Here is a 24,749-nt window from a genome sequence, read left to right as displayed (position 1 = left end):
GAACCCGCCGTGACCGAGCCCCTCTCCGAACACACCGCCGATGTGATCGTCGTCGGGGCAGGCCCGGCCGGCTCCACAACCGCGTACTACCTCGCCAAGGCCGGACTCGACGTCCTGCTCCTGGAGAAGACCGCCTTCCCGCGCGAGAAGGTGTGCGGCGACGGCCTCACCCCCCGCGCCACCAAGCAGCTGGTCGCGATGGGCATCGACATCTCCGAGGAAGCCGGCTGGCTGCGGAACAAGGGCCTGCGGATCATCGGCGGCGGGGTGCGGCTGCAGCTCGACTGGCCGGATCTCGCCTCGTACCCGGACTACGGACTCGTCCGCAAGCGCGACGACTTCGACGAGCAGCTGGCCCGGCAGGCGCAGAAGGCGGGCGCGCGGCTGTACGAGCGGTGCAATGTCGGGGCTCCGATCATCGACGACCGCACCGGCCGCATCACCGGCGTGAACGCCAAGCTGGGCGAGGAGAAGACTCCCGTCGCCTTCCACGCCCCGCTCGTCGTCGCCGCCGACGGCAACTCCTCGCGGATCTCCCTCGCCATGGGGCTGCACCGGCGTGAGGACCGGCCGATGGGCGTGGCCGTACGGACGTACTTCACCTCACCCCGCCACGACGACGACTACCTGGAGTCCTGGCTGGAGCTGTGGGACCGCCGCGGCCCGGGCGAGGACCGGCTGCTGCCCGGCTACGGCTGGATCTTCGGCATGGGAGACGGCACCTCCAACGTCGGCCTGGGCGTGCTCAACACCTCCGGCTCCTTCAAGGAGCTGGACTGGCGCGAGGTGCTCAAGGCCTGGTGCGCCTCGATGCCGGAGGACTGGGGGTACACCGAGGAGAACATGACGATGCCGATCCGCGGCGCCGCGCTCCCGATGGCCTTCAACCGCCAGCCGCACTACACCAAGGGCCTGCTGCTGGTCGGCGACGCGGGCGGGCTGGTCAACCCGTTCAACGGCGAGGGCATCGCGTACGCCATGGAGTCCGGGCAGATCGCCGCCGATGTGATCGTCCAGGCGCACGCCCGGCAGACCCCGGCGCAGCGGGAACTGGCGCTGCACCGCTACCCGAAGGTCCTCAAGGACACCTACGGCGGCTACTACACGCTGGGCCGCGCGTTCGTGAAGCTCATCGGCAACCCGAAGGTCATGAAGATCGCGACCCAGCGCGGTCTGACGCATCCGCTGCTGATGAAGTTCACGCTGAAGATGCTGGCGAACCTCACCGACCCGACGGGCGGCGACGCGATGGACCGGATCATCAACGGTCTGAGCAAGGTGGCCCCGAAGGCCTGAGAGGTCCGGCACGGCGAAGGGCCGCGGCTCCACCCCCGAGCGGGGGAGCCGCGGCCCTTTGTGTTCGTATGTGCGGTATCTGCGCTCAGAGTACCCGGACCGCGCCGCTCGCTGGGTAGCCCGACAGGTCCTGGATCACGACGCCCTTGCCGGGGTTGGCGGCGTCGAGGTACTTGCCGTCGCCGATGTAGACACCGGTGTGGTACGCGCTGCCGGCGCCGCCCCAGTAGAGGATGTCGCCGACCTGGAGGTTGCTGGTGCCCACCTGGGTGCCGGCCACCGACTGGTCCTGCGAGACGCGCGGGAGGTCGACGCCGACCGTCCGGAACGCGGCCTGGACGAGGCTGGAGCAGTCCCACGAGTTGGGGCCGGATGCGCCCATGACGTAGGCGTCGCCGAGCTGCGCCTTGAGGAAGGCGACGACGGTCGCTGCGGAGCCCGTCGCGGAGGTGTTGCTGGAGGCGGAGAGCGTGGTGCGCTCGGAGTCGCGGGAGGCGCGCTCCTTGGCCTCGGCCTCGGCGCGCTTCTTCGCCTCGGCCTTCTCCTTGGCCTCGGCCTTGCGCTCGGCCTCAGCCTTGGCCAGCTTGGCGGACTTCGCGGCCTTGGCGGCGGCGGCGTCCTCCTGGGCCTGCAACTCGAGGTCGAGGGCGACCTGCTGAGTGGCCTCCGCGGACTGCGAGACGGCGGCGGAGAGGACGGCGTCGGCGGTGAGCGTCGGCATCTCGATGGTCTCGGTCACCGGCTCGGCGTTCGCCGGCCCGGCAGCTCCGGCCACTGCCATGGTGCTGAGGACGCCACCGGCAACTCCGGCCCTCAGCGCGAGTTTCGAGGCGCTACGGCGGGGCTTCCGGTGGCTGGGTATGTGAGCGGTGTGGGACATGAGTACAACCGCTATCAGGGGCTCACGGTTCCCTTCAAGAAACGTGTGTTGCACCACAGTTACGACCGGAACCTCTGAATCCGCTCCCCCCGGACCCTTATTGACGCCGTAACGGGCAATACGGGCATGCGTGATCACGGCCTTGATCATTGACTTTCCGTAAAAGGTCCGAATTGCCTGCCGCTTACCACCCCTTCACGCCGTTGGCCAAGCCCGCTTTTGTTGAAGTCGCAAGCGGGTGGCGCAGGTCACAGAAAGGTCAACGTCGGGGTGGTCGGGGGCTCGTGAATGGGGGCACGTTGTCCACCTCGGTCCACCCATGCCCCCGCCCGGGTGGGGCGGTGTCCACTATCACCCGTTGGGGTCCATCGCCAATTTGCCGGTACGAGCCACCGCTTGGTAGGGCGCATAGCCTCCGACCAGCGGTAACACCTACGGATGTCACGTCTGGTGATCAATCGGACACTTCGCGTATGGAGATCACCGCCCATCCGACTTCATGATCGTTCGCTGGGTGGTGGAGATCACAAAGGCGTTGTCGCACCCCGTGTCGCAGATCACAGACCGGCAGGCATAGGATGCGGAGCAGTCGGGCTTGTGAACTGCCTCACATGTGCACGATCTTCGCTGGGGCGGCGAGGCGGATGCCCGGCGCGGTCCAACGGTCAAGGACGACTGGAAGGAGCGAGGAGGGTGAATGCTTACGCGCCCATCCTTGTGCTCGGCGCCCTCGGGGCAGGGTTTGCGATCTTCTCCGTGGTCATGGCCACGCTTATCGGCCCCAAGCGGTACAACCGGGCAAAACTGGAGGCGTACGAGTGCGGCATCGAGCCGACTCCCACGCCGGCCGGAGGCGGCCGCTTTCCCATCAAGTACTACCTGACGGCGATGCTCTTCATCGTCTTCGACATCGAGATCGTCTTCCTCTACCCCTGGGCGGTCACCTTCGACGCCCTGGGGCTTTTCGGGCTCGTGGAGATGCTGCTCTTCGTGCTCACCGTCTTCGTCGCCTACGCGTATGTGTGGCGGCGGGGCGGCCTGGAATGGGACTGAGGGGCTGAGGAGCACACCAATGGGAATCGAAGAGAAGCTGCCGAGCGGTTTCCTGCTGACCACCGTCGAACAGGCCTCGGGCTGGGTGCGCAAGTCATCCGTCTTCCCGGCGACCTTCGGCCTGGCCTGCTGCGCCATCGAGATGATGACGACCGGCGCCGGCCGCTACGACCTGGCCCGCTTCGGCATGGAGGTCTTCCGCGGCTCGCCGCGCCAGGCCGACCTGATGATCGTGGCGGGGCGGGTCAGCCAGAAGATGGCGCCCGTCCTGCGGCAGGTCTACGACCAGATGCCCAACCCCAAGTGGGTTATTTCCATGGGCGTTTGCGCATCGTCGGGCGGAATGTTCAACAATTACGCGATTGTGCAGGGCGTTGACCACATTGTTCCTGTTGACATCTATTTGCCCGGCTGCCCGCCGCGTCCGGAGATGCTGATGGACGCGATCCTCAAGCTCCACCAGAAGATCCAGACCTCCAAGCTCGGCGTGAACGCGGAAGAGGCGGCCCGCGAGGCGGAGGAAGCGGCTCTCAAGGCGCTCCCCACCATTGAGATGAAGGGGCTGCTCCGGTGAACGAGACCAGTGAGCCGAACCCCGACAAGGAAGTCGGCGCGCAGAACCTGCCCGGGCAGCGTGGCGAGCACGGCGAGGAGATCCGCGTCCAGCGCGGCATGTTCGGTGCGAACAACGGCGGCGACACCTCCGGCTACGGCGGGCTCATCCGCTCCGTACGCCTCCCGGGGCCCGCGAGCCGCCCCTACGGCGGGTACCTCGACGAGGTGGCCGACGAGCTGGAAGGCGCCCTGGAAGAACAGGGACTCGTCCCCGAGAACGCCATCGAGAAGACGGTCGTCGACCGCGGCGAGGTCACCTTCCACATCGCCCGCGAGCACCTCCTTCAGGTGGCGCGCACCCTGCGCGACGACCCGGCGCTCCGTTTCGAGCTCTGCACGGGCGTCAGCGGCGTCCACTTCCCCGAGGAGAAGGGCCGCGAGCTGCACGCCGTCTACCACCTGCGCTCGATCACCCACGGCCGGCTGATCCGCCTCGAGGTCTCCGCTCCGGACAGCGACCCGCACGTCCCGTCACTGGTCGCGGTCTATCCGACCAACGACTGGCACGAGCGCGAGACGTACGACTTCTTCGGGCTCGTTTTCGACGGCCACCCCGCCCTGACGCGGATCATGATGCCGGACGACTGGCAGGGCTTCCCGCAGCGCAAGGACTATCCGCTCGGCGGCATCGCCATCGAGTACAAGGGCGCTCAGATCCCGGCTCCGGACCAGCGGAGGTCGTACAGCTGATGTCTACTTCTCACGCTTCTGCCCGCGAGACCACCGAGGGGACTGTATATACAGTCACCGGCGGTGACTGGGACGAGGTCGTCCAGTCCGCGGCCAAGGCCGACGACGAGCGGATCGTCGTCAACATGGGCCCGCAGCACCCCTCCACGCACGGTGTGCTCCGGCTGATCCTGGAGATCGACGGAGAGACGGTCACCGAGGCGCGCTGCGGCATCGGCTACCTCCACACCGGCATCGAGAAGAACCTCGAATTCCGGACCTGGACGCAGGGCACCACCTTCGTCACGCGCATGGACTACCTCACCTCGTTCTACAACGAGACGGCGTACTGCCTGGGCGTGGAGAAGCTGCTCGGCATCACGGACCAGATCCCGGACCGGGCCAGCATCGTCCGCGTACTGCTGATGGAGCTCAACCGGCTCTCCTCCCACCTGGTGGCCATCGCCACCGGCGGCATGGAGCTCGGCGCCACCACGATCATGATCTACGGGTTCCGGGACCGCGAAATGATCCTGGACCTGTACGAACTGATCACCGGCCTGCGGATGAACCACGCGTTCATCCGGCCCGGTGGACTCGCCCAGGATCTGCCCCCCGGCGCGGTCGACGCGGTACGCGAGTTCGTCAAGAAGATGACCAAGAACCTGCCGGAGTACGACAAGCTCGCCACCGGCAACCCCATCTTCAAGGCCCGTATGCAGGACGTCGGCCATCTCGATCTGACCGGCTGCATGGCACTGGGCGCCACCGGGCCGATCCTGCGCGCCGCGGGCCTCGCCCACGATCTGCGCAAGACCGACCCCTACTGCGGTTACGAGACGTACGAGTTCGACGTCCCGACCGCCGACAGCTGCGACGCGTACGGCCGCTTCCTCGTCCGCCTGGAGGAGATGCGGCAGTCGCTGCGCATCGTCGAGCAGTGCCTGGACCGGCTCGAGCCGGGACCGGTCATGGTCGCCGACAAGAAGATCGCCTGGCCCGCGCAGCTCGCGCTCGGCCCCGACGGTCTCGGCAACTCCCTCGACCACATCAAGAAGATCATGGGCACCTCGATGGAGGCCCTGATCCACCACTTCAAGCTGGTGACCGAGGGCTTCCGGGTGCCGCCCGGACAGACGTACGCGGCCGTCGAGTCGCCCAAGGGCGAGCTCGGCGTCCATGTCGTCTCCGACGGCGGCACCCGCCCCTACCGGGTCCACTTCCGCGACCCGTCCTTCACCAATCTGCAGGCCATGGCGGCGATGTGCGAGGGCGGCCAGGTCGCCGACGTCATCGTCGCCGTCGCGTCCATCGACCCCGTGATGGGAGGCGTCGACCGGTGACAGCCACACCAGCTAATCAAGAGGTGAGCCTGGGCATGCCCCAGCTCCCCGCCCCCGACTACCCGGCCGATGTGCGCGCCCGGCTCGAAGCGGACGCGAAGGTGCTCATCGCCCGCTACCCCGACAGCCGGTCCGCCCTGCTGCCCCTGCTGCACCTCGTGCAGTCCGAGGAGGGGTACGTCACCCGCACCGGCGTCCGCTTCTGCGCCGAACTGCTGGACCTGACCACCGCGGAGGTCACCGCGGTCTCCACCTTCTACTCGATGTACCGGCGGGTGCCCTCCGGCGACTACCAGGTCGGCGTCTGCACCAACACGCTGTGCGCGGTGATGGGCGGCGACGCCATCTTCGACGAGCTCAAGCAGCACCTCGGCGTCGGCAACAGCGAGACGACCGAGGACGGCAAGGTCACCCTCGAGCACATCGAGTGCAACGCGGCCTGCGACTTCGCCCCCGTGGTGATGGTCAACTGGGAGTTCTTCGACAATCAGACGCCCGAGACCGCCAAGCGCCTCGTCGACGACCTGCGTGCGGGGCGGCCCGTCGAGCCGACCCGCGGCGCTCCGCTGTGTACGTACAAGGAGACCGCGCGGATCCTCGCGGGCTTCCCCGACGAGCGCCCGGGCGCGGTCGGGGCGAGCGGCGGCGCGGGACCCGCCTCGCTGATCGGCCTGCGCCTGGCCAGGGGCGAGAGTCCGACGCCGCGCGTGGTCTCCCCGCGAGGCGAAGCACCGCACGAGACACCACACGAAGCAGCGCACGAGGCACCGCACGAAGCAGCGCACGAGGCACCGCCCCAGCCCGGTTCCGAGCACCTCAGCTCGCACGACGCACCGCAGCAGACCTCGGCCTCCGACCCCGACCACCCGGCCGGACCCGCAGCCGAGGAGGGGGAGTGATGAGCTTGTCCACCGAGTTTGGGGGCACCGCCCGACCGGAGGCCGGGGGAGAGACGAGTCCCGAGAAGCTTCTCGTGCCCGTCCTCTCCGCCTTCTGGGACGAGGCGGAGTCCTGGACGCTGGACACCTACCGGCGCCACGAGGGGTACGAGGGACTGCGCAAGGCGCTGGCCATGTCGCCGGACGACCTCATCGCGTACGTCAAGGACTCCGGGCTGCGCGGCCGCGGCGGCGCGGGCTTCCCCACCGGGATGAAGTGGCAGTTCATTCCGCAGGGCGACGGCAAGCCGCACTATCTCGTTGTCAACGCCGACGAATCGGAGCCCGGGACCTGCAAGGACATCCCGCTCCTGTTCGCCAACCCGCACTCCCTCATCGAGGGAATCGTGATCGCCTGCTACGCGATCCGGTCGAATCACGCGTTCATCTATCTGCGCGGTGAAGTCGTCCCCGTACTGCGGCGGCTGCACGAAGCCGTACGCGAGGCGTACGAGGCGGGCTTCCTCGGCAAGAACATCCTGGGGTCCGGACTCGACCTCGAACTCACCGTGCACGCGGGCGCGGGCGCGTACATCTGCGGTGAGGAGACCGCGCTGCTGGACTCCCTGGAAGGCCGTCGCGGTCAGCCCCGGCTGCGTCCCCCCTTCCCCGCGGTCGCCGGTCTATACGCGTGCCCCACTGTGGTGAACAACGTCGAGTCCATCGCCTCCGTTCCCGCGATCCTTCATCGCGGCAAGGACTGGTTCAAGTCGATGGGCAGCGAGAAGTCCCCGGGCTTCACGCTCTACTCGCTAAGCGGCCATGTCACCAACCCCGGCCAGTACGAGGCCCCGCTCGGCATCACACTGCGCCAGCTGCTCGACATGAGCGGCGGCATGCGCAAGGGCCACCGCCTCAAGTTCTGGACTCCGGGCGGCTCCTCGACCCCGATGTTCACCGACGAGCACCTCGATGTGCCGCTGGACTACGAGGGCGTGGGCGCGGCCGGTTCGATGCTCGGCACCAAGGCGCTGCAGTGTTTCGACGAGACGACCTGCGTGGTGCGGGCCGTGACGCGGTGGACCGAGTTCTACGCCCATGAGTCCTGCGGCAAGTGCACGCCGTGCCGCGAGGGCACGTACTGGCTGGTGCAGTTGCTGCGCGACATCGAGGCCGGCAAGGGCGTCATGTCCGACCTCGACAAGCTGAACGACATCGCCGACAACATCAACGGCAAGTCCTTCTGCGCGCTGGGCGACGGCGCCGCGTCCCCGATCTTCTCCTCGCTCAAGTACTTCCGTGAGGAGTACGAGCAGCACATCACCGGCAAGGGCTGCCCCTTCGACCCCGCGAGGTCGACCGCCTGGGCCGACAAGCACCTGGAGGTGACCGCATGACTGTGGCTTATGCGCCGAGCCCCGGCCGCGGCTTCGCCGCAGACCGCCCTGCGGGCCGAGCACCGCAGTCCGACTCACCTCGTGCGGAGGTACGGGCATGACCGTCACGACGTCCAACCCCGCCGGAGGCGGCAGCGCGGCGCTTCCGCCGGAAGATCTCGTGTCGCTGACGATCGACGGCATCGAGATCAGCGTGCCCAAGGGCACTCTGGTCATCCGGGCCGCCGAGCTGCTCGGCATCGAGATCCCGCGGTTCTGCGACCACCCCCTCCTCGACCCGGTCGGCGCCTGCCGCCAGTGCATCGTCGAGGTCGAGGGCCAGCGCAAGCCGATGGCGTCCTGCACCATCACCTGCACCGACGGCATGGTCGTCAAGTCGCAGCTCACCTCGCCGGTCGCCGACAAGGCCCAGCGCGGTGTGATGGAACTGCTGCTGATCAACCACCCGCTGGACTGCCCGGTCTGCGACAAGGGCGGCGAATGCCCCCTGCAGAACCAGGCCATGCAGGTCGGCGACCCGGACACTCGCTTCGAGGGAAAGAAGCGCACATTCGCCAAGCCCGTGCCGATCTCCACACAGGTGCTCCTCGACCGTGAGCGGTGCGTGCTGTGCGCCCGCTGCACCCGGTTCTCCAACCAGGTCGCGGGCGACCCGATGATCGAGCTGCTCGAGCGGGGTGCGCTGCAGCAGGTCGGCACCGGCGAGGGCGACCCGTTCGAGTCGTACTTCTCCGGGAACACCATCCAGATCTGCCCGGTGGGCGCGCTGACATCGGCCGCGTACCGCTTCCGCTCCCGCCCCTTCGACCTGGTGTCGTCGCCTTCGGTGTGCGAGCACTGCGCGGGCGGCTGTGCGACGCGTACGGACCACCGCCGCGGCAAGGTCATGCGACGGCTCGCGGCGGACGACCCCGAGGTCAACGAGGAGTGGATCTGCGACAAGGGGCGCTTCGGCTTCCGCTACGCGCAGAAGCGGGACCGGCTCACGACTCCTCTCGTACGCAACGACCAGGGTGAGCTGGAGCCGGCGAGCTGGCCGGAAGCGCTGGAGGCGGCTGCCCGCGGTCTGAGCGCGGCGCGCGGCCGGGCCGGTGTCCTGGTGGGCGGCCGGCTGACCGTCGAGGACTCGTACGCGTACGGCAAGTTCGCCCGGGTCGCCCTCGACACCAACGACGTCGACTTCCGCGCACGCGTGCACAGCAGCGAGGAGGCCGACTTCTTGGCCGCCCACGTCGCGGGGCGCGGCCGGGACCTGGACGGCGTCGGGGTCACCTACACCTCCCTGGAGAAGGCCCCCGCGGTCCTGCTGGTCGGGTTCGAGTCCGAGGAGGAAGCCCCCGGCGTCTTCCTGCGACTGCGCAAGGCCCGGCGCAAGCACGGGCAGCGCACCTTCGCGCTGGCCACGCACGCCACCCGCGGACTGACGAAGGCGGGCGGCACACTGCTCCCCGCCGCCCCCGGCACCGAGACCGAGTGGCTGGACGCGCTGAGCGGTGGCGCGGATCTGGACGGCGACGGCGCGAAGGCGGCAGAGGCGCTGCGCTCCGACGGCGCGGTCATCGTCGTCGGCGAGCGGCTCGCCGCCGTGCCCGGCGGGCTGACCGCCGCGGTACGGGCCGCGACCGCGACCGGCGCGCAACTGGTGTGGATCCCGCGCAGGGCGGGCGAGCGCGGCGCGCTCGAGGCGGGCGCGATCCCCTCGCTGCTGCCCGGCGGCCGCCCGGCCACCGACCCGCGGGCCCGTGAGGAGACCGCGGCGGCCTGGCGCGTACGCGAACTCCCGCACCGCTACGGCCGCGACACCGGCCAGATCGTCGAGGCCGCGGCCACCGGCGAGCTGGGCGCGCTGCTGGTGGCGGGCGTCGAGCTCGCGGACCTGCCCGACCCGGCGCGGGCGCGTGAGGCGCTCGACGCGGTCGGCTTCCTGGTCTCCCTGGAGCTGCGGCCCAGCGAGGTCACCGAGCGGGCGGACGTGGTCTTCCCGGTCGCGGCCGTCGCCGAGAAGCCGGGCACGTTCCTCAACTGGGAGGGCAGGGCGAGGCTGTTCGAGGCCGCGCTGAAGCCCGAGCACATGACGCGCCGCCTGGCGCCGACGGACGCGCGGGTGCTGCACATGCTGGCGGACGCGCTCGACGTCAACTTCGGGATGCCGGATCTCAAGTCCGTACGCAGCGAGCTGGACCGGCTGGGCACGTGGGACGGACCGCGGGCCACCGAGCCCAATGAGCCCGCCCAGTCCCTGCCCCGCCCGGGCGAGGGCGAGGCGGTTCTCGCCGGCCACCGGCTCCTGCTCGACCAGGGCCTGCTCCAGCAGGGCGACGAGGCGCTGGCGGGCACCCGCCACGCGGCGGTCGCCCGGCTCTCCGCGGCGACGGCGGCCGAGACGGGCGTCAAGGACGGCGACGTCCTCGCCGTCACCGGACCCGCCGGCTCGGTCAGTTTCCCGCTCCAGGTGAGCGAGATGCCCGACCGGGTGGTGTGGCTCCCGCTGAACTCGGCCGGCGGCGGCGTTGTTTCGGACACCGGTGCCGTACCCGGGCAGCTGGTCCGCATCGGCCCGGCGGCGGCGAAGACCGCCACCCCTGACGTACCGGAGGTGCGAGCGTGAGCCCGACTCTCGCAACTGTCACGGAGGCCCAGCGGAGCGTGCTCGCCGCTGAGGATCTTTCGATGTTCGGAAGCGACCCCTGGTGGCTCGTCGCCATCAAGGCCGTGTTCTGCTTCGCCTTCCTGATGATCACCGTGCTCTTCTCCATCGTGTGGGAGCGCAAGGTCGTCGCCTGGATGCAGCTGCGCATCGGCCCCAACCGGCACGGCCCCTGGGGCATGCTCCAGTCGCTCGCCGACGGCATGAAGCTGATGCTGAAGGAAGACGTGATCGTCAAGCGTGCGGACAAGGTCGTCTATGTCCTCGCGCCGATCATCGCCGCGATCCCGGCCTTCATGGCGATCGCCGTGATCCCCTTCGGGCCGGCCGGCAACGAGGTCTCGATCTTCGGCCACCGCACCTCGATGCAGCTCACCGACCTGCCGATCGCGATGCTCTACATCCTCGCGGTCGCCTCGGTCGGGATCTACGGCATCGTGCTGGCCGGCTGGTCGTCGGGGTCGACGTATCCGCTGCTGGGCGGCCTGAGGTCCTGCGCGCAGATGATCTCGTACGAGATCGCGATGGGCGCGGCCTTCGCCTCCGTCTTCCTCTACTCCGGGTCGATGTCGACCTCGGCGATCGTCGAAGCGCAGGCGGACCGCTGGTTCATCATCCTGCTGCCGGTCTCCTTCATCATCTACGTCGTCACGATGGTCGGCGAGACCAACCGTGCTCCGTTCGACATGCCGGAGTCCGAAGGCGACCTGGTCGGCGGCTTCAACACCGAGTACAGCTCGATCAAGTTCGCGATGTTCATGCTGGCCGAGTACGTCAACATGGTCACCGTCTCCGCCGTCTCGGCCACCCTCTTCCTGGGCGGCTGGCGGGCCCCGTACCCCATCTCGACGTTCTGGGAGGGCGCGAACCACGGCTGGTGGCCGATGCTCTGGTTCGTCATCAAGGTCCAGCTGCTGCTGTTCTTCTTCATCTGGCTGCGCGGCACCCTGCCCCGCGTCCGCTACGACCAGCTGATGAAGCTCGGCTGGAAGGTGCTGATCCCGGTATCGGTGGTCTGGCTGATGCTGGTGGCGACCGTACGGGCGCTGCGGAACGAGAACTACGACTTCCAGCAGATTGTGCTGTACGTCGGAGGCGCGGTCATCGCTGTGCTGCTGCTCTCCTTCGTGGCCGACATCTTCCGCGGCAGGAAGGAGAAGGAGGCGGAGGCCGAAGCCGCAGAGGCGGAGGCGGCCGCCTTCGACCCGATGGCGGGCGGATTCCCCGTACCGCCGCTGCCGGGGCAGGAGTTGCCGCCCGTGCCGCGCAGGCGGCCGCGCCGTGAGCGCGAGTTGATTGTCAGTGGTGCACCCGGCAACGACGTTTCCGGGGGCGAGCCCCCAACCCCCGGAGCGAGTGACGGTCCTAGTGACGGAAAGGAGGCTGACGGTGTCTGAGGAATCCGAGAACAAGTTCCAGAATCCGGTCGCCGGCTTCGGCGTGACCTTCAAGGCCATGTTCAAGAAGCGGCTGACCGAGCAGTACCCGGAACAGCAGAAGGTCACGGCGCCGCGCTTCCACGGCCGGCACCAGCTCAACCGTCATCCGGACGGGCTCGAGAAGTGCATCGGATGCGAGCTGTGCGCGTGGGCCTGCCCGGCGGACGCGATCTATGTGGAGGGCGCGGACAACACCGAGGAGGAGCGCTACTCCCCGGGGGAGAGGTACGGCCGGGTCTACCAGATCAACTACGCCCGCTGCATTCTGTGCGGGCTGTGCATCGAGGCCTGTCCGACGCGGGCGCTGACTATGACGAACGACTTCGAGCTGGCCGACAGCTCCCGCGAGAGCCTCATCTATACGAAGGAGCAGCTGCTCGCCGGTCTCGAGGAGGGCATGGTCGACTCCCCGCACTCGATCTTCCCCGGCATGGACGAGCAGGACTACTACCGGGGGCTGGTCAGCGAGGCCGCTCCCGGCACGGTCCAGCAGGTCGCCGTCTCCAAGGGGGAGAAGGGCGAGGAGGTGGACGTATGAACACCCTGGCCGCTTCCACCACTTCCATGGGCGAGGCCGTCCAGTTCTGGGTGCTCGGCACGATCGCCGTCGTCGGGGCGCTCGGCACGATCATGATGCGGCGGGCCGTGCACAGTGCGCTCTGCCTCGCCGGGACCATGATCGTTCTGGCGGTCTTCTACCTCGCCAACGGCGCGTACTTCCTCGGTGTCGTCCAGATCATCGTCTACACCGGTGCGATCATGATGCTGTTCCTCTTCGTGGTCATGCTGGTCGGCGTCACCGCCGCCGACTCCCTGAAGGAGACGCTCAAGGGGCAGCGCTGGCTGGCGGCGGCCTGCGGTCTCGGCTTCGGCGGGCTGCTGATCGCCGGCATCGGCCATGCCTCGCTGAAGACGTTCAACGGCCTGGGCGCGGCCAACACCGCGCACGGCGGCAATGTCGAGGGCCTGGCCCGACTCATCTTCAGCAAGTACGTCTTCGCCTTCGAGATCACCAGCGCGCTGCTGATCACGGCGGCCGTCGGCGCGATGGTGCTCACCCACCGGGAGCGCACCGAGCGGGCCAAGACCCAGCGCGAGCTGGCCGAGCAGCGTGTACGGGAAGGCAAGCAGCTTCCGCCGCTGCCCGCGCCCGGTGTCTACGCCCGGCACAACGCCGTGGACATCGCCGGTCTGCTGCCGGACGGCACGCCGTCCGAGCTCACCGTCAGCAAGACGCTGCGGGCGCGCGGCCAGATCCGCGATGTGTCGAGCGAGGCGCTGAACGACCTGCGGGCGCTGGAGCAGCGCTCGGAGGAGCGGCTCGGCCGTGAGACCGAGTCGCACGAGCCGGGCAAGTCGCGCAAGTCGAATGAGTCGCACGAGCCGCACGACCGAAACAACTCGCACGACTCGCACGACGAGGAGGTCGCGAAGTGAATCCCGTCAACTATCTGTATCTCGCGGCGCTGTTGTTCACCATCGGCGCGGCCGGGGTGCTGATCCGGCGGAACGCGATCGTGCTCTTCATGTGCATCGAGCTGATGCTCAACGCCTGCAACCTCGCGTTCGTCGCCTTCTCCCGGATGCACGGCAATCTCGACGGCCAGGTCATCGCTTTCTTCACGATGGTCGTCGCCGCCGCTGAAGTCGTGGTCGGGCTCGCGATCATCGTGTCGCTGTTCCGTTCCCGCCACTCGGCCTCGGTCGACGACGCCAGCCTGATGAAGCTGTAAGGGGTCGCTGAATCGTGGAGAACTTGATTGCGCTGCTTGTCGCGGCGCCTTTGCTCGGAGCGGCGGTCCTGCTGTGCGGGGGGCGGCGGCTCGACCGCAGCGGCCACTGGATCGGCACGCTGTTCGCGGCCGTGTCCTTTGTGATCGGCGCGGTTCTGTTCGTGGACATGCTGGGCAAGGGCGCGGATGAACGCGCCCTGTACCAGAGGCTGTTCAGCTGGATTCCCGTCGAGGGCTTCCAGGCCGACGTGGCCTTCCAGCTCGACCAGCTGTCGATGACGTTCGTCCTGCTGATCACGGGCGTGGGCTCGCTGATCCATGTGTACTCGATCGGGTACATGGAGCATGACGAGCGCCGCCGCCGCTTCTTCGGCTATCTGAACCTCTTCCTCGCGGCGATGCTGCTGCTGGTCCTCGCGGACAACTACCTCCTGCTGTACGTCGGCTGGGAGGGCGTGGGCCTCGCCTCGTACCTGCTGATCGGCTTCTGGCAGCACAAGCCCAGCGCGGCGACGGCGGCGAAGAAGGCCTTCCTGGTCAACCGCGTCGGCGACATGGGTCTGTCGATCGCGATCATGCTGATGTTCACCACCTTCGGGACATTCGCCTTCGGGCCTGTGCTGGAGGCGACCGGTGAGACGAGCGAGGGCACGCTGACGGCCATCGGGCTGCTGCTGCTCCTCGCGGCGTGCGGCAAGTCCGCACAGGTGCCGCTGCAGTCCTGGCTCGGGGACGCGATGGAGGGCCCGACTCCGGTCTCGGCCCTGATCCACGCGGCGACCATGGTGACCGCGGGCGTCTACCTCATCACCCGGTCCGGGGAGATCTTCAACGCGGCCCCGGACGCGCAGTTGGCGGTCACGGTCGTCGGCGCGGTGACGCTGATCTTCGGTGCCATCGTCGGTTGCGCGAAGGACGACATCAAGAAGGCGCTGGCCGGTTCGACGATGTCGCAGATCGGCTACATGATCCTCGCGGCCGGCCTCGGCCCGATCGGATACGCCTTCGCGATCATGCACCTGGTGACGCACGGCTTCTTCAAGGCCGGGCTGTTCCTCGGTGCGGGCTCCGTGATGCACGGCATGAACGACGAAGTCGACATGCGCAAGTACGGCGGCCTGCGAAAGTACATGCCGATCACCTTCGTCACCTTCGGGCTCGGCTATCTGGCGATCATCGGCTTCCCCGGTCTGTCCGGCTTCTTCTCCAAGGACAAGATCATCGAGGCGGCCTTCGCCAAGGGCGGGACGGAGGGCTGGATCCTCGGCTGTACGGCGCTGCTGGGCGCCGCGATCACCGCGTACTACATGACCCGCGTGATGCTGCTGACGTTCTTCGGCGAGAAGCGCTGGCAGCCCGCCCCCGACCCGGACACGGCGCCGAGTGTCGAGCCCGGCATCGAGGTGCACCCCGGCGAGATGCCGCATCCGCACGAGTCGCCGAAGTCGATGACCATCCCCATGGTGGTGCTCGCCTTCGGGTCCGTCTTCGCCGGAGGCCTGTTCAGTCTCAACGACGCGTTCGTGAACTGGCTCAAGCCCGTCACGGACTTCGAGCACGGGCATCCGCCCATCAGCGCGACGGCGGTCACTTCGGCAACGGTCGTCGCTCTCGTCATCGGCCTGGGCATCGCCTACGCCCAGTACGGACGGCGCCCGGTTCCCGTGGTCGCCCCGCGAGGGAGTCTGCTCACCCGGGCCGCCCGCCGCGATCTCCTCCAGGACGACTTCAACCATGTGGTCCTGGTCCGCGGCGGCGAGCACCTCACCCGCTCCCTGGTCTACGTCGACCACACCCTGGTCGACGGCGTGGTCAACGGCACGGCCGCCTCGGTCGGCGGGCTCTCCGGCCGGCTGCGCAAGCTGCAGAACGGCTACGCCCGCACCTACGCGGTCTCGATGTTCGGAGGTACGGCGGTGCTGATCGCCGCGACCCTGTTGATGAGGGCGGTGTAACTGTTATGTCGTTCCCTCTCCTTACAGTGACGGCGGCGCTCCCGGCCCTCGGCGCGATCGTCACCGCCGCCGTCCCGGCCGCGCGGCGCACCGCGGCCAAGTGGCTGGCGCTGCTGTTCTCGCTCGGCACGCTGGTGCTGGCCGCGATCGTGCTCGTACGGTTCGAGCCCGGCGGCGACCGCTATCAGCTGACCGAGTCGCACGCCTGGATCAAGGACTTCGGCGTCCGGTACGAACTGGGCGTGGACGGCATCGGGGTGGCGCTGCTGGCGCTGACCGCGCTGCTGATCCCGTTCGTGATCCTGGCCGGCTGGCACGACGCCGATCCGCTGGAGACGAAGTCGTCGCGGTGGCGGCCGACGCAGGGCTTCTTCGCCCTGATCCTGGCCGTCGAGGCGATGGTGATCCTCTCCTTCGAGGCCACCGACGTCTTCCTCTTCTACATCCTGTTCGAAGCCATGCTCATCCCGATGTACTTCCTCATCGGCGGCTTCGGGGACCGTGCCCATGCGGGCAGCGACGAGAACGCCGCGGCCCAACGCTCGTACGCGGCCGTGAAGTTCCTGCTCTACAACCTGGCCGGCGGCCTGATCATGCTGGCCGCGGTCATCGGGCTCTACGTCGTCGCGGGCACGTTCTCGCTCGACGAGATCGCCGAGGCACGCGCGGCCGGGACGCTCGACATGGCGACCAACACCGAGCGGCTGCTGTTCCTCGGCTTCTTCTTCGCCTTCGCGGTGAAGGCGCCGCTGTGGCCGCTGCACACCTGGCTGCCCAACGCCATGGGTGAGGCGACCGCGCCGGTCGCCGTGCTGATCACCGCGGTCGTCGACAAGGTCGGCACGTTCGCGATGCTGCGCTTCTGCCTCCAGCTCTTCCCGGAGGCATCCAAGTGGGCCACGCCCGTGATCCTGGTGCTCGCGCTGATCAGCATCGTCTACGGCGCGCTGCTCGCGGTCGGCCAGCGCGACATCAAGCGCCTTGTCGCGTACGCCTCGATCTCGCACTTCGGCTTCATCATCCTGGGCATCTTCGCGATGACGTCCCAGGGGCAGTCGGGCGCGACGCTCTACATGGTCAACCACGGGATCTCGACGGCCGCGCTGATGCTGGTGGCCGGGTTCCTGATCTCCCGGCGCGGCTCGCGGCTCATCGCGGACTACGGCGGGGTGCAGAAGGTCGCCCCGGTACTCGCGGGCACCTTCCTGATCGGCGGTCTGGCCACGCTCTCGCTGCCGGGTCTCGCGCCCTTCGTGAGTGAATTCCTGGTCCTGGTCGGCACATACGCGCGCTATCCGGTGGCCGGAATCATCGCCACCTTCGGCATTGTGCTCGCCGCGCTCTACACCCTCGTCCTCTACCAGCGGACGATGACGGGCCCGGTGAAGGCCGAGGTGCGGGAGATGCCCGACCTCAGGGTCCGTGAGCTGGCCGTGGTCGCTCCGCTGATCGCGCTGCTGCTCTTCCTCGGCGTCTTCCCGAAGCCGCTGACGGACATCGTCAACCCGGCGGTGGAGCACACGATGTCCGACGTACAGAAGAAGGACCCCAAGCCCGAGGTGGAGGCGGCCAAGTGAGCGCTACAGCTGTCCACAGCCTGTGGACAACGGCAGCCGAGCCGATCGGCAAGATCCCGGCTCCGACTGTCGAGTACGCCCAACTGGCACCGGCGCTGATCGTCGTCGGCGCCGCCGTCGTGGGTGTGCTCGTGGAGGCATTCGTTCCACGCAAGGCCCGTTACCACGTCCAGGTGTTCCTGACCGTCGTCGCCCTCCTGGCCGCTTTCGCGGCGGTCGTCGCTCTCGCGGCCGGCGGATACGGCACCACCAAGGCGAAGATCGCGGCGATGGGCGCGATCGCGGTCGACGGCCCGGCGCTCTTCCTGCAGGGCACCATCCTGCTGGCCTCGCTGGTCGCCGTCTTCACCTTCGCCGAGCGGCGCCTCGACCCGGAGGTGCACGGCAACCGCGTCGACTCGTTCGCCGCGCAGGCCGCGTCCGTACCCGGCAGCGACAGCGAAAAGGCCGCGGTCAAGGCCGGGTTCACCACCACCGAGGTCTTCCCGCTGGTGCTCTTCGCGATCACCGGCATGCTGGTCTTCCCGGCCGCCAACGATCTGCTGACGCTTTTCATCGCGCTGGAAGTCTTCTCGCTCCCGCTCTACCTCCTGTGCGCCGTCGCCCGCCGCAAGCGGTTGATGTCGCAGGAGGCGGCCGTGAAGTACTTCCTGCTGGGAGCCTTCTCGTCGGCGTTCCTGCTGTTCGGGATCGCCCTGCTGTACGGGTACGCGGGCTCGGTTTCGTACGCGAGGATCGCGGAGGTCGTCGACGGCAGCGTGCGCATCATCGACCCGGCGCTCGCCGAAACCATGGGGAACGACGCGCTGCTGCTGATCGGTGGCGCGATGATCCTTATGGGGCTGCTGTTCAAGGTCGGCGCGGTGCCGTTCCACATGTGGACGCCGGACGTCTACCAGGGCGCGCCGACTCCGGTCACCGGCTTCATGGCCGCGGCGACGAAGGTGGCCGCGTTCGGCGCGCTGCTGCGCCTGCTGTACGTGGTGCTGCCGGGGCTGCGCTGGGACTGGCGGCCGGTCATGTGGGCGATCGCGATCGTCACCATGCTGGGCGGTGCGATCGTCGCGATCACGCAGACCGACATCAAGCGGCTCCTTGCGTACTCCTCGATCGCGCACGCCGGATTCATCCTGGCCGGTGTCATCGCGACGACGCCCGACGGCATCTCGTCCGTCCTCTTCTACCTCGCCGCGTACTCCTTCGTGACGATCGGCGCGTTCGCGGTGGTCACGCTGGTGCGGGACGCGGGCGGCGAGGCGACGCATCTGTCCAAGTGGGCGGGGCTCGGGCGGCGTTCGCCACTGGTGGCGGCGGTCTTCGCGGTGTTCCTGCTGGCCTTCGCCGGCATTCCGCTGACGTCGGGCTTCTCCGGGAAGTTCGCGGTCTTCAAGGCGGCGGCGGAGGGCGGCGCGGGCGCGCTGGTCGTGGTCGGTGTGATCTCGTCGGCGATCGCCGCGTTCTTCTACATCCGGGTCATCGTGCTGATGTTCTTCAGCGAGCCGAAGGCGGAGGGCCCCACGGTGGCGGTGCCTTCGCCGCTGACGATGACGACGATCGCCGTGGGTGTGGCGGTGACGCTGGTGCTGGGTGTGGCCCCGCAGTACTTCCTGGACCTGGCGAGCCAGGCAGGAGTGTTTGTGCGGTAGCCCGGCCTGTGGGCGGCTTCTGAGCGCTCGCCGTGGTGTCTTCGCCGACGCCGCGGCGAGCGCTTTTTCGGCCCGGCGGCCGATCTTCGACCGGCCGCCGGCCCCCGCGCTCACATTCGGCTCGGTTCACCGAAGCCCAGTGGGCGACCTTCGTGCGTACACGTCCCAGCACTGACCCAGTCGGCACGAGCTGGTCCGGCTGCAAGCGGATGACGTCGGACCCGGCATCTCGGTGAGACTGCAGGGTCTTCGCGCGCGACAGACCGGCTACTCTTCTGCGGCGCTGTTTCTGCGGGGCTTGATCTGGGTGAGGTCGAGGTCGACGGGGAAAGGGACGGAGACCTTCATCCGGTCGTGGAAGATTCCGGTGCTGGTGTACGCGCCCGTGGTCGGCTCCAGCTCGAAGACATAGACGACGGCCTGACCCTCGTTGTCCTCCACCCGCCAGTAGTGCGGGATTTTGGCCCGTGCGTACTTCACCGGCTTGGTCTCGCGATCCCGGGTCACGGAGTCGGTGGAGACGACCTCGATGGCCAGCATGACGGACTCGGCCGGGAACCGGGTCTGATCCGATTCCTCGATGGCCTCTCCGCGCACCACGAACACATCGGGCTCCGGCCTGTTCTGCCGGTCGATGTCGATGGTGAACTCCCGGCAGACCTCAAGGTCCTCGGGAACGACCGACTGCAGCTGCCATTCGAAGAAGCTGACCGCGCGCATGTGGAAGACGGTTTGCGGACTCACGAAGACGAGGCTCCCGTCGATCAGCTCCGTGTGCGGAGGCAGGTTCGGAAGCCGGTCCAGGTCGTCGGCCGTCCAGCCACCCACGGGCGGGACGGGCCAGCTGGGCTTCGAGGCCTGGGGTTCGACGCTCATCAGTGCTCCCATGGGACGGAGTCTCGCGGGTCTGAGCAGCGTATCCGGAGGGAACGGGACAAGGCCTCCACGTACGTGTGAACGAATCACGTGCCGTTGACGCGCCACCTGTGTCGGCTCGCCGCGTGTCTGCGTCCGATCGCGCGGCGGAACGTCGGGGCGGGGTGCCGATTCCCAATGCGATGGGGCTCCCGCAGCTCAGGCAGGGGTAGCCGCCGGAAGATCTGCCACCCCGGGGGCGTCAGTCGCCGCCGCCTCCACCGTCGCCTCCGCCGTCGCCTCCACCGCCGTCACCGCTCCCCGACTGCTTGTCCTGCTGTACGGCACGGTGCACCGCGTACGGCGCCCACTCCTCCCGTACGAGAATGCGCAGCGCGCCGCTCTCCCGCCAGGTCCGGCCCGGATGCAGGACCCGGGCAAGACCGATCGCCGTGCTGAAGGCGGCCAGCAGCCGGCTGCGGCGGTCCGGGAAACCGGCCGCCATCGACGTGGCGTAGCGCCCACGCACCGGCGCCGACCAGTCGTCGGCCGCCGCGGGGTACCGGCGGTACGGGAAGAGACCCAGGAAGCGGCGGGTCTCCACCCGCAGCGCACCGCGGCCCACCAGTTGGTGCAGGCACAGCTCTTCGACGCTCCGCCCGGTGCTCCTGACCCAGGGCCGGGCACGTACGCCGTCGCTGAACCGGCTCTGGCGCGGGGCCGGGAGGCTCGCCAGGATCTGCGCCGACAGCGGGTCCTGCGGCGGCAGGGGATTTATCACCGTCACCCGGCCGCGTGCCTCTGTGATCCTGCCCTGGAGCTCCAGCTCGGCGAGGGCGGCACCGGCCAGCCCGTACCGGAGATAGCGCCTGCTGCAGTGCCGGCGGCCCGTCACCGGGTCGAGGGCGAGCAGCAACAGCTCCTCGGGCAGGGAGAGTTCGGTCATCGCACGACGCTCGGTACGATCCTGCCGGTCACTTCGCCCAGGCCCACCCTGGTGCCGTCCGGACCGGGCGCCCATGCGGTCATCGTCACCACGTCGCCGTCCTCCAGGAACGTCCGCTTGCCCTCCGGGAGTTCGAAGGGGTCCCGGCCGTTCCAGGTGAGCTCCAGCAGCGAGCCGCGCTGGTGGACCTCGGGGCCGCTGACCGTTCCGGAGCCGTAGAGGTCGCCCGTACGGAGCGAGGCGCCGTTGACCGTCATATGAGCCAGCTGCTGGGCGGCCGTCCAGTACATGGTGGAAAACGGCGGCTCGGCGATCACATGGCCGTTGACCGCCACCGTGATGCGCAGGTCGAAGCCGCCCGGCTCTTCCTCGGCGGAGTCGTCGAGGTAGGGGAGCAGATCGAAGTCGCGGGCGGGCGGGGCGGACCGCGCCGCGTCCAGGGCCTCCAGCGGGGTCACCCAGGCGGAGACGGAGGTGGCGAACGACTTGCCGAGGAACGGGCCGAGCGGGACGTACTCCCAGGCCTGGATGTCGCGTGCCGACCAGTCGTTGAGCAGCGAGACGCCGAAGACATGCTCGCGGAAGTCCGCGAGGGCGACCGGCCTGCCCAGCTCGGAGGGGGCGCCGACGAGAAAGGCGACCTCCGCCTCGATGTCGAGTTTGGTCGACGGGCCGAAGACGGGGGCACCGTCGGCGGGCGTCTTGCGCTGCCCACTGGGGCGCACCACGTCCGTGCCGGAGACGACGACGGTGCCGGAGCGGCCGTGGTAACCGATGGGCAGGTGCTTCCAGTTGGGGGTCAGCGCGTCCCCGTCGGGTCGGAAGATCCTGCCGACGTTGGTGGCGTGGTGCTCGCTCGCGTAGAAGTCGACGTAGTCGGCGACTTCGTACGGCAGGTGCAGCGTGACCGTGTCGAGCGGGTGCAGCAGCGGCTCCACGTCCGGCCGGTGGGCGGGCACGGTGAGCCAAGCGGTGAGCGCTCGGCGCACGTCGCGCCAGGCGGTGCGGCCCGCCGCAAGCAGCGGGTTGAGGCTCGGCCGGGCCAGCAGGGCGGCGTAGGGGGAGCCGAGGGCGTGGGCCGCCGCTCCGGCGTCGAGCACGTGGTTGCCGATGCGGACGCCGAGCCGTCGGCGGTCGGGCTCGTCGGCGGTGGTGAAGACGCCGTACGGGAGGTTGTGCGGGCCGAAGGGATCGCCCTCGGCCAGATCGAGCGGGCTCTGCTCGGGCATCGGTGCTTGCCTCGCTTTCCACGGGTGTGGGACACACGTTACGTGGACGTCGCCCCGCCGCGGCACTGCGCCTGGACCGGCCGGGAGGACGGGGCCGAACGGGCTTGGAGGCCCGGGCTGGAGCGGCCTTGAGGATCTGCCTGGACCGGCCTGGACCTAGAGGATCTGCCTGGACCGGACGGGAGCGGCCTGGCGTCCGGGCTGCGCCGGCCTGGCGTCCGGGCTGGAGCGGCCTGGGCGACTGGCCTGCGCCGGTCTGGGGGTCCGGCCTGCACTGGCCTTGGCGACTGCAGTGGCCTGGGCGACGGGCCTGCACTGGCCTGGGCGACGGGCCTGCACTGGCCTGGGCGTCCGGCCTGCGCGGCCTGGAGGGCCGGTCCGGACCAGCTGTCAGCCGGCCATCCGCGGGATGCGTTTCTCCCAGGTGTGGTGGAAGAGGACCTCGTCGTGGTCCCTGCACACCACCTCGTTCGACGTGATGAAGTCGGCCGCGTCGCAGCTGATTTCGGAGCGCGTCTCGACCCGTACGTCCCAGGCCAGCTCCGGCCGGTGCAGCCGGATCGTCCAGTCCGAGCGGGCGCGCGCGGAGTGCGGATCGTCCTCGCGGATCGTGTACGTCTCCAGCGCCTCCTCGGTGGATTCCAGGCCGTCCGGGTAGATGCGGGTGCCGTCGTGGCGCGGGTCGACCTCCAGCCGCCATTCGCCCTTGGCGACGTCCCGGACCACCAGCCGCTCCGGGCGCTGCTCGTCGAGCGTGGCGGGGGAGCTGGCGCCCAGCAGCGCGGACTGCTCGGGCTCCTCGAAGGTGATCGTGTCCGCTGTGCCGTCACCGGCTGTGCTCTCACCGGCTGTGCTCCCACCGGTCTCGCGTACGGGGAGTTCGAGGCGGGAGCCCGCCGGGTCCAGGGTGAAGCCGGCCGAGCCGGTGTGCGGCCAGATCCACGGCCAGTACGCGGAGGAGACGGCGAGCCGGATGCGGTGGCCCGATGGGAAGGTGTGGCCGATGCCGTTCAGCTCGAAGGAGACGTCCTCGCTCGTGCCGGGCGGCCAGGCGTTGGCGCGTTCGCGGCCATGGCGCGCGGATAGGTTGAGGACCCCGCGGGTGACCAGGGTGGACGCGCCGTCCGGAGCGACGTCGCAGATCCGGGCGATGGCCTGGCCGTAGGGCACGTCCAGGCGCAGCCGCAGGGTGAGGCGGGGGCGGCCCAGGATCTCGACCGGGTCGCCGGTGACCGGGAATTCGAAGCAGGCCGAGCGGGCGTCCTCGTCGCGCTGGTCGGGCGGCAGGTCGGCATCGTTGCCGCGGGGGACGAAACGGCCGGCGTCGACTCCGGTGTGCTGGGGCGAGTCGACGATCACCGGTTCGCCCTGGAGCGGGTAAGGGACGGTGGCGATGTGCGGCGACGGCCAGGCGGGCTCCCCGACCCAGCGGCCCGGCAGCTCGGGGTAGCTCGTCGCGGGCGGATGCGACTCGCTGATCCAGGAGCGCAGCAGGGGCTCGGCCATGACGCCCGTGTCAGCGTCTTTGAGCCAGTGGTCCCACCATCGGAGCGTCTCCTGGAGGAAACCGATCGCCGGACCCGGCGGCTGCCCCCGGTCGGGGTACTGGTGCGACCACGGGCCGATCAGGCCGCGTACCCGATCGGGTGGCAGACGCTCGACGAGCCGCAGCACGGTGTCCCGGGACGGGTCGTGCCAGCCGCCCACCGCCAGGACCGCCGCGTCGATGGCGCCGTAGTCCTCGCAGACGCTGCCGCGCTTCCAGTAGTCGTCGCGGAGCTGGTGGCCGAGCCAGCTGTGGATGAAGGGGCCGACGGCCTCCAGCCGCTTCAGCCACATCTCGCGCCACTCGTCGCCGACGAAGAGCGGGTCCGGCGGGCGGGAGACGAAGGCGAGCATGGTGGCGGCCCGGGCGTGCATGGCGGAGGCGAGCACCGAACCGCCCATGTAGTGCGCGTCATTGTCGTAGCGGTCGTCCGTCGAGCAGACGGTGACGACGGCCTTGAGCGGTTCGGGTGCGACAGCGGCGATCTGGAGCGAGTTGACGCCGCCCCAGGAGATCCCCAGCATGCCGACCCGGCCGGTGCACCAGGGCTGACGGGCCAGCCAGTTGACGACCTCGACACCGTCGGCCAGCTCGGTCACGTCGTACTCGTCGCCGGGCAGGCCCTCACTGTTGCCGTGTCCGCGCACGTCGACGCGTACGGAGGCGTAGCCGTGGCCCGCGTACCACGGGTGGCGCTGCCAGTCGCGCGGCGCGGTCGAGTCGGTCAGTCGGCAGGGCAGATACTCGAGCAGGGCCGGGACGGGCTCGTCGGTCAGCGGCCGCCAGATCCGCGCGTACAGCCTCGTACCGTCCGGCATCGCGATACGGATGTCCTCGTGGGCGGTCTCGTACGGGAAATCGGTGCGGATGTGCATGGCATGACCTCAGCGAATGTTCCGGGCAAAGGGGCCACTCATGGTCGTACGGACTGATCACGAACATACCGGGGGAGGCGGGAAGCCGCCCACGGTGATCGAAAGGCGACCGGATACGCTGACTTGAGTGAATCCAGCGACACATCGACAATCCGTGTGATCGTCAGCAG

Annotated in this window: 20 protein-coding genes; 15 read left to right on the top strand and 5 right to left on the bottom strand. The window is 69.0% G+C overall.

Features of this window, described 5'->3' with window-relative positions; translation table 11 throughout:
• Nucleotides 1-9 precede the first annotated feature (9 nt).
• Nucleotides 10-1,296: a geranylgeranyl reductase family protein gene (locus ACFYWY_RS07935; protein ID WP_389181353.1), complete on the top strand. Its 1,287-nt coding sequence runs from the start codon at nt 10-12 to the stop codon at nt 1,294-1,296.
• Nucleotides 1,297-1,381: 85 nt separating this feature from the next.
• Here the strand turns inward: ACFYWY_RS07935 and ACFYWY_RS07930 are convergent, their stop codons facing one another.
• Nucleotides 1,382-2,176 carry a C40 family peptidase gene (locus tag ACFYWY_RS07930; protein WP_389181350.1) on the bottom strand — a complete coding sequence of 265 codons (795 nt, stop codon included), beginning with the start codon at nt 2,174-2,176 and terminating at the stop codon, nt 1,382-1,384.
• Between the two features lie 693 nt (nt 2,177-2,869).
• Between ACFYWY_RS07930 and ACFYWY_RS07925 the strand changes: the two genes are divergently transcribed.
• From ACFYWY_RS07925 to nuoN, 14 genes are all read left to right on the top strand, one after another.
• A complete protein-coding gene (locus tag ACFYWY_RS07925) occupies nt 2,870-3,229 on the top strand; it encodes an NADH-quinone oxidoreductase subunit A (RefSeq protein WP_030494815.1) in 360 nt (119 codons plus the stop codon).
• A gap of 19 nt (nt 3,230-3,248) precedes the next feature.
• Nucleotides 3,249-3,803, top strand: coding sequence for an NADH-quinone oxidoreductase subunit B family protein (locus ACFYWY_RS07920; protein ID WP_266533888.1), 555 nt, complete (start codon nt 3,249-3,251; stop codon nt 3,801-3,803).
• The gene (locus tag ACFYWY_RS07915; protein ID WP_389181345.1) at nt 3,800-4,534 is read left to right on the top strand and encodes an NADH-quinone oxidoreductase subunit C; all 735 of its coding nucleotides are present in this window, start codon (nt 3,800-3,802) and stop codon (nt 4,532-4,534) included. The genes ACFYWY_RS07920 and ACFYWY_RS07915 overlap by 4 nt, the downstream gene beginning before the upstream one ends.
• Nucleotides 4,534-5,856, top strand: coding sequence for an NADH-quinone oxidoreductase subunit D (locus tag ACFYWY_RS07910; protein WP_389181342.1), 1,323 nt, complete (start codon nt 4,534-4,536; stop codon nt 5,854-5,856). Before ACFYWY_RS07915 ends, ACFYWY_RS07910 begins: the two co-directional genes overlap by 1 nt.
• 35 nt (nt 5,857-5,891) lie before the next feature.
• Nucleotides 5,892-6,755, top strand: coding sequence for an NADH-quinone oxidoreductase subunit NuoE (nuoE, locus tag ACFYWY_RS07905; protein WP_389181340.1), 864 nt, complete (start codon nt 5,892-5,894; stop codon nt 6,753-6,755).
• Entirely contained in the window at nt 6,755-8,131 is a 1,377-nt protein-coding gene (gene nuoF, locus ACFYWY_RS07900) for an NADH-quinone oxidoreductase subunit NuoF (RefSeq protein ID WP_389181337.1), read from the top strand. The genes nuoE and nuoF overlap by 1 nt, the downstream gene beginning before the upstream one ends.
• 97 nt (nt 8,132-8,228) lie before the next feature.
• The gene (locus ACFYWY_RS07895; RefSeq protein ID WP_389181334.1) at nt 8,229-10,739 is read left to right on the top strand and encodes an NADH-quinone oxidoreductase subunit G; all 2,511 of its coding nucleotides are present in this window, start codon (nt 8,229-8,231) and stop codon (nt 10,737-10,739) included.
• A gap of 62 nt (nt 10,740-10,801) precedes the next feature.
• On the top strand, nt 10,802-12,175 hold the full coding sequence (gene nuoH / locus ACFYWY_RS07890; RefSeq protein WP_389181540.1) for an NADH-quinone oxidoreductase subunit NuoH: 1,374 nt from the start codon (nt 10,802-10,804) through the stop codon (nt 12,173-12,175).
• On the top strand, nt 12,168-12,755 hold the full coding sequence (nuoI, locus tag ACFYWY_RS07885; protein WP_389181331.1) for an NADH-quinone oxidoreductase subunit NuoI: 588 nt from the start codon (nt 12,168-12,170) through the stop codon (nt 12,753-12,755). The genes nuoH and nuoI overlap by 8 nt, the downstream gene beginning before the upstream one ends.
• Nucleotides 12,752-13,654, top strand: a complete 903-nt coding sequence (locus ACFYWY_RS07880; RefSeq protein WP_389181328.1) for an NADH-quinone oxidoreductase subunit J — start codon at nt 12,752-12,754, stop codon at nt 13,652-13,654. The genes nuoI and ACFYWY_RS07880 overlap by 4 nt, the downstream gene beginning before the upstream one ends.
• Nucleotides 13,651-13,950 (top strand): NADH-quinone oxidoreductase subunit NuoK, encoded by a 300-nt coding sequence (gene nuoK, locus ACFYWY_RS07875; protein WP_389181325.1) that lies wholly within the window; start codon nt 13,651-13,653, stop codon nt 13,948-13,950. The genes ACFYWY_RS07880 and nuoK overlap by 4 nt, the downstream gene beginning before the upstream one ends.
• A 14-nt stretch (nt 13,951-13,964) precedes the next feature.
• The gene (nuoL, locus tag ACFYWY_RS07870; protein WP_389181322.1) at nt 13,965-15,905 is read left to right on the top strand and encodes an NADH-quinone oxidoreductase subunit L; all 1,941 of its coding nucleotides are present in this window, start codon (nt 13,965-13,967) and stop codon (nt 15,903-15,905) included.
• 5 nt (nt 15,906-15,910) lie between these two features.
• Entirely contained in the window at nt 15,911-17,482 is a 1,572-nt protein-coding gene (locus ACFYWY_RS07865; RefSeq protein ID WP_389181319.1) for an NADH-quinone oxidoreductase subunit M, read from the top strand.
• Complete coding sequence (gene nuoN / locus ACFYWY_RS07860; protein WP_389181316.1) at nt 17,479-19,128, top strand: NADH-quinone oxidoreductase subunit NuoN; 1,650 nt, start codon at nt 17,479-17,481, stop codon at nt 19,126-19,128. Before ACFYWY_RS07865 ends, nuoN begins: the two co-directional genes overlap by 4 nt.
• Before the next feature lie 267 nt (nt 19,129-19,395).
• Here nuoN and ACFYWY_RS07855 read toward each other — a convergent pair whose 3' ends face one another.
• The 4 genes from ACFYWY_RS07855 to ACFYWY_RS07840 form a co-directional block, all read right to left on the bottom strand.
• The gene (locus tag ACFYWY_RS07855; protein ID WP_389181313.1) at nt 19,396-20,004 is read right to left on the bottom strand and encodes a Uma2 family endonuclease; all 609 of its coding nucleotides are present in this window, start codon (nt 20,002-20,004) and stop codon (nt 19,396-19,398) included.
• Nucleotides 20,005-20,245: 241 nt separating this feature from the next.
• Complete coding sequence (locus ACFYWY_RS07850; protein ID WP_389181310.1) at nt 20,246-20,929, bottom strand: GPP34 family phosphoprotein; 684 nt, start codon at nt 20,927-20,929, stop codon at nt 20,246-20,248.
• Nucleotides 20,926-22,158 (bottom strand): fumarylacetoacetase, encoded by a 1,233-nt coding sequence (fahA, locus tag ACFYWY_RS07845; protein ID WP_389181307.1) that lies wholly within the window; start codon nt 22,156-22,158, stop codon nt 20,926-20,928. The genes ACFYWY_RS07850 and fahA overlap by 4 nt, the downstream gene beginning before the upstream one ends.
• Nucleotides 22,159-22,548: 390 nt before the next feature.
• Entirely contained in the window at nt 22,549-24,579 is a 2,031-nt protein-coding gene (locus ACFYWY_RS07840) for a CocE/NonD family hydrolase (RefSeq protein ID WP_389181304.1), read from the bottom strand.
• Nucleotides 24,580-24,749: the final 170 nt, after the last annotated feature.

The organism is Streptomyces sp. NPDC002870 (assembly GCF_042888505.1).
Classification (GTDB): Bacteria; Actinomycetota; Actinomycetes; order Streptomycetales; family Streptomycetaceae; genus Streptomyces.
The sequence above is the reverse complement of the archived record's forward strand: the minus strand, read 5'-3'. Positions and strand labels throughout refer to the sequence as shown.

Excerpts from the sequence above, each read along its gene's own strand:
- ACFYWY_RS07930 (WP_389181350.1), bottom strand. The coding sequence starts at position 2,176 with ATGTCCCACACCGCTCACATACCCAGCCACCGGAAGCCCCGCCGTAGC.
- ACFYWY_RS07920 (WP_266533888.1), top strand. The coding sequence starts at position 3,249 with ATGGGAATCGAAGAGAAGCTGCCGAGCGGTTTCCTGCTGACCACCGTC.
- ACFYWY_RS07910 (WP_389181342.1), top strand. The coding sequence starts at position 4,534 with ATGTCTACTTCTCACGCTTCTGCCCGCGAGACCACCGAGGGGACTGTA.
- nuoE (WP_389181340.1), top strand. The coding sequence starts at position 5,892 with ATGCCCCAGCTCCCCGCCCCCGACTACCCGGCCGATGTGCGCGCCCGG.
- nuoF (WP_389181337.1), top strand. The coding sequence starts at position 6,755 with ATGAGCTTGTCCACCGAGTTTGGGGGCACCGCCCGACCGGAGGCCGGG.
- ACFYWY_RS07895 (WP_389181334.1), top strand. The coding sequence starts at position 8,229 with ATGACCGTCACGACGTCCAACCCCGCCGGAGGCGGCAGCGCGGCGCTT.
- nuoH (WP_389181540.1), top strand. The coding sequence starts at position 10,802 with ATGTTCGGAAGCGACCCCTGGTGGCTCGTCGCCATCAAGGCCGTGTTC.
- ACFYWY_RS07880 (WP_389181328.1), top strand. The coding sequence starts at position 12,752 with ATGAACACCCTGGCCGCTTCCACCACTTCCATGGGCGAGGCCGTCCAG.
- ACFYWY_RS07865 (WP_389181319.1), top strand. The coding sequence starts at position 15,911 with ATGTCGTTCCCTCTCCTTACAGTGACGGCGGCGCTCCCGGCCCTCGGC.
- ACFYWY_RS07855 (WP_389181313.1), bottom strand. The coding sequence starts at position 20,004 with ATGAGCGTCGAACCCCAGGCCTCGAAGCCCAGCTGGCCCGTCCCGCCC.
- ACFYWY_RS07850 (WP_389181310.1), bottom strand. The coding sequence starts at position 20,929 with ATGACCGAACTCTCCCTGCCCGAGGAGCTGTTGCTGCTCGCCCTCGAC.
- fahA (WP_389181307.1), bottom strand. The coding sequence starts at position 22,158 with ATGCCCGAGCAGAGCCCGCTCGATCTGGCCGAGGGCGATCCCTTCGGC.
- ACFYWY_RS07840 (WP_389181304.1), bottom strand. The coding sequence starts at position 24,579 with ATGCACATCCGCACCGATTTCCCGTACGAGACCGCCCACGAGGACATC.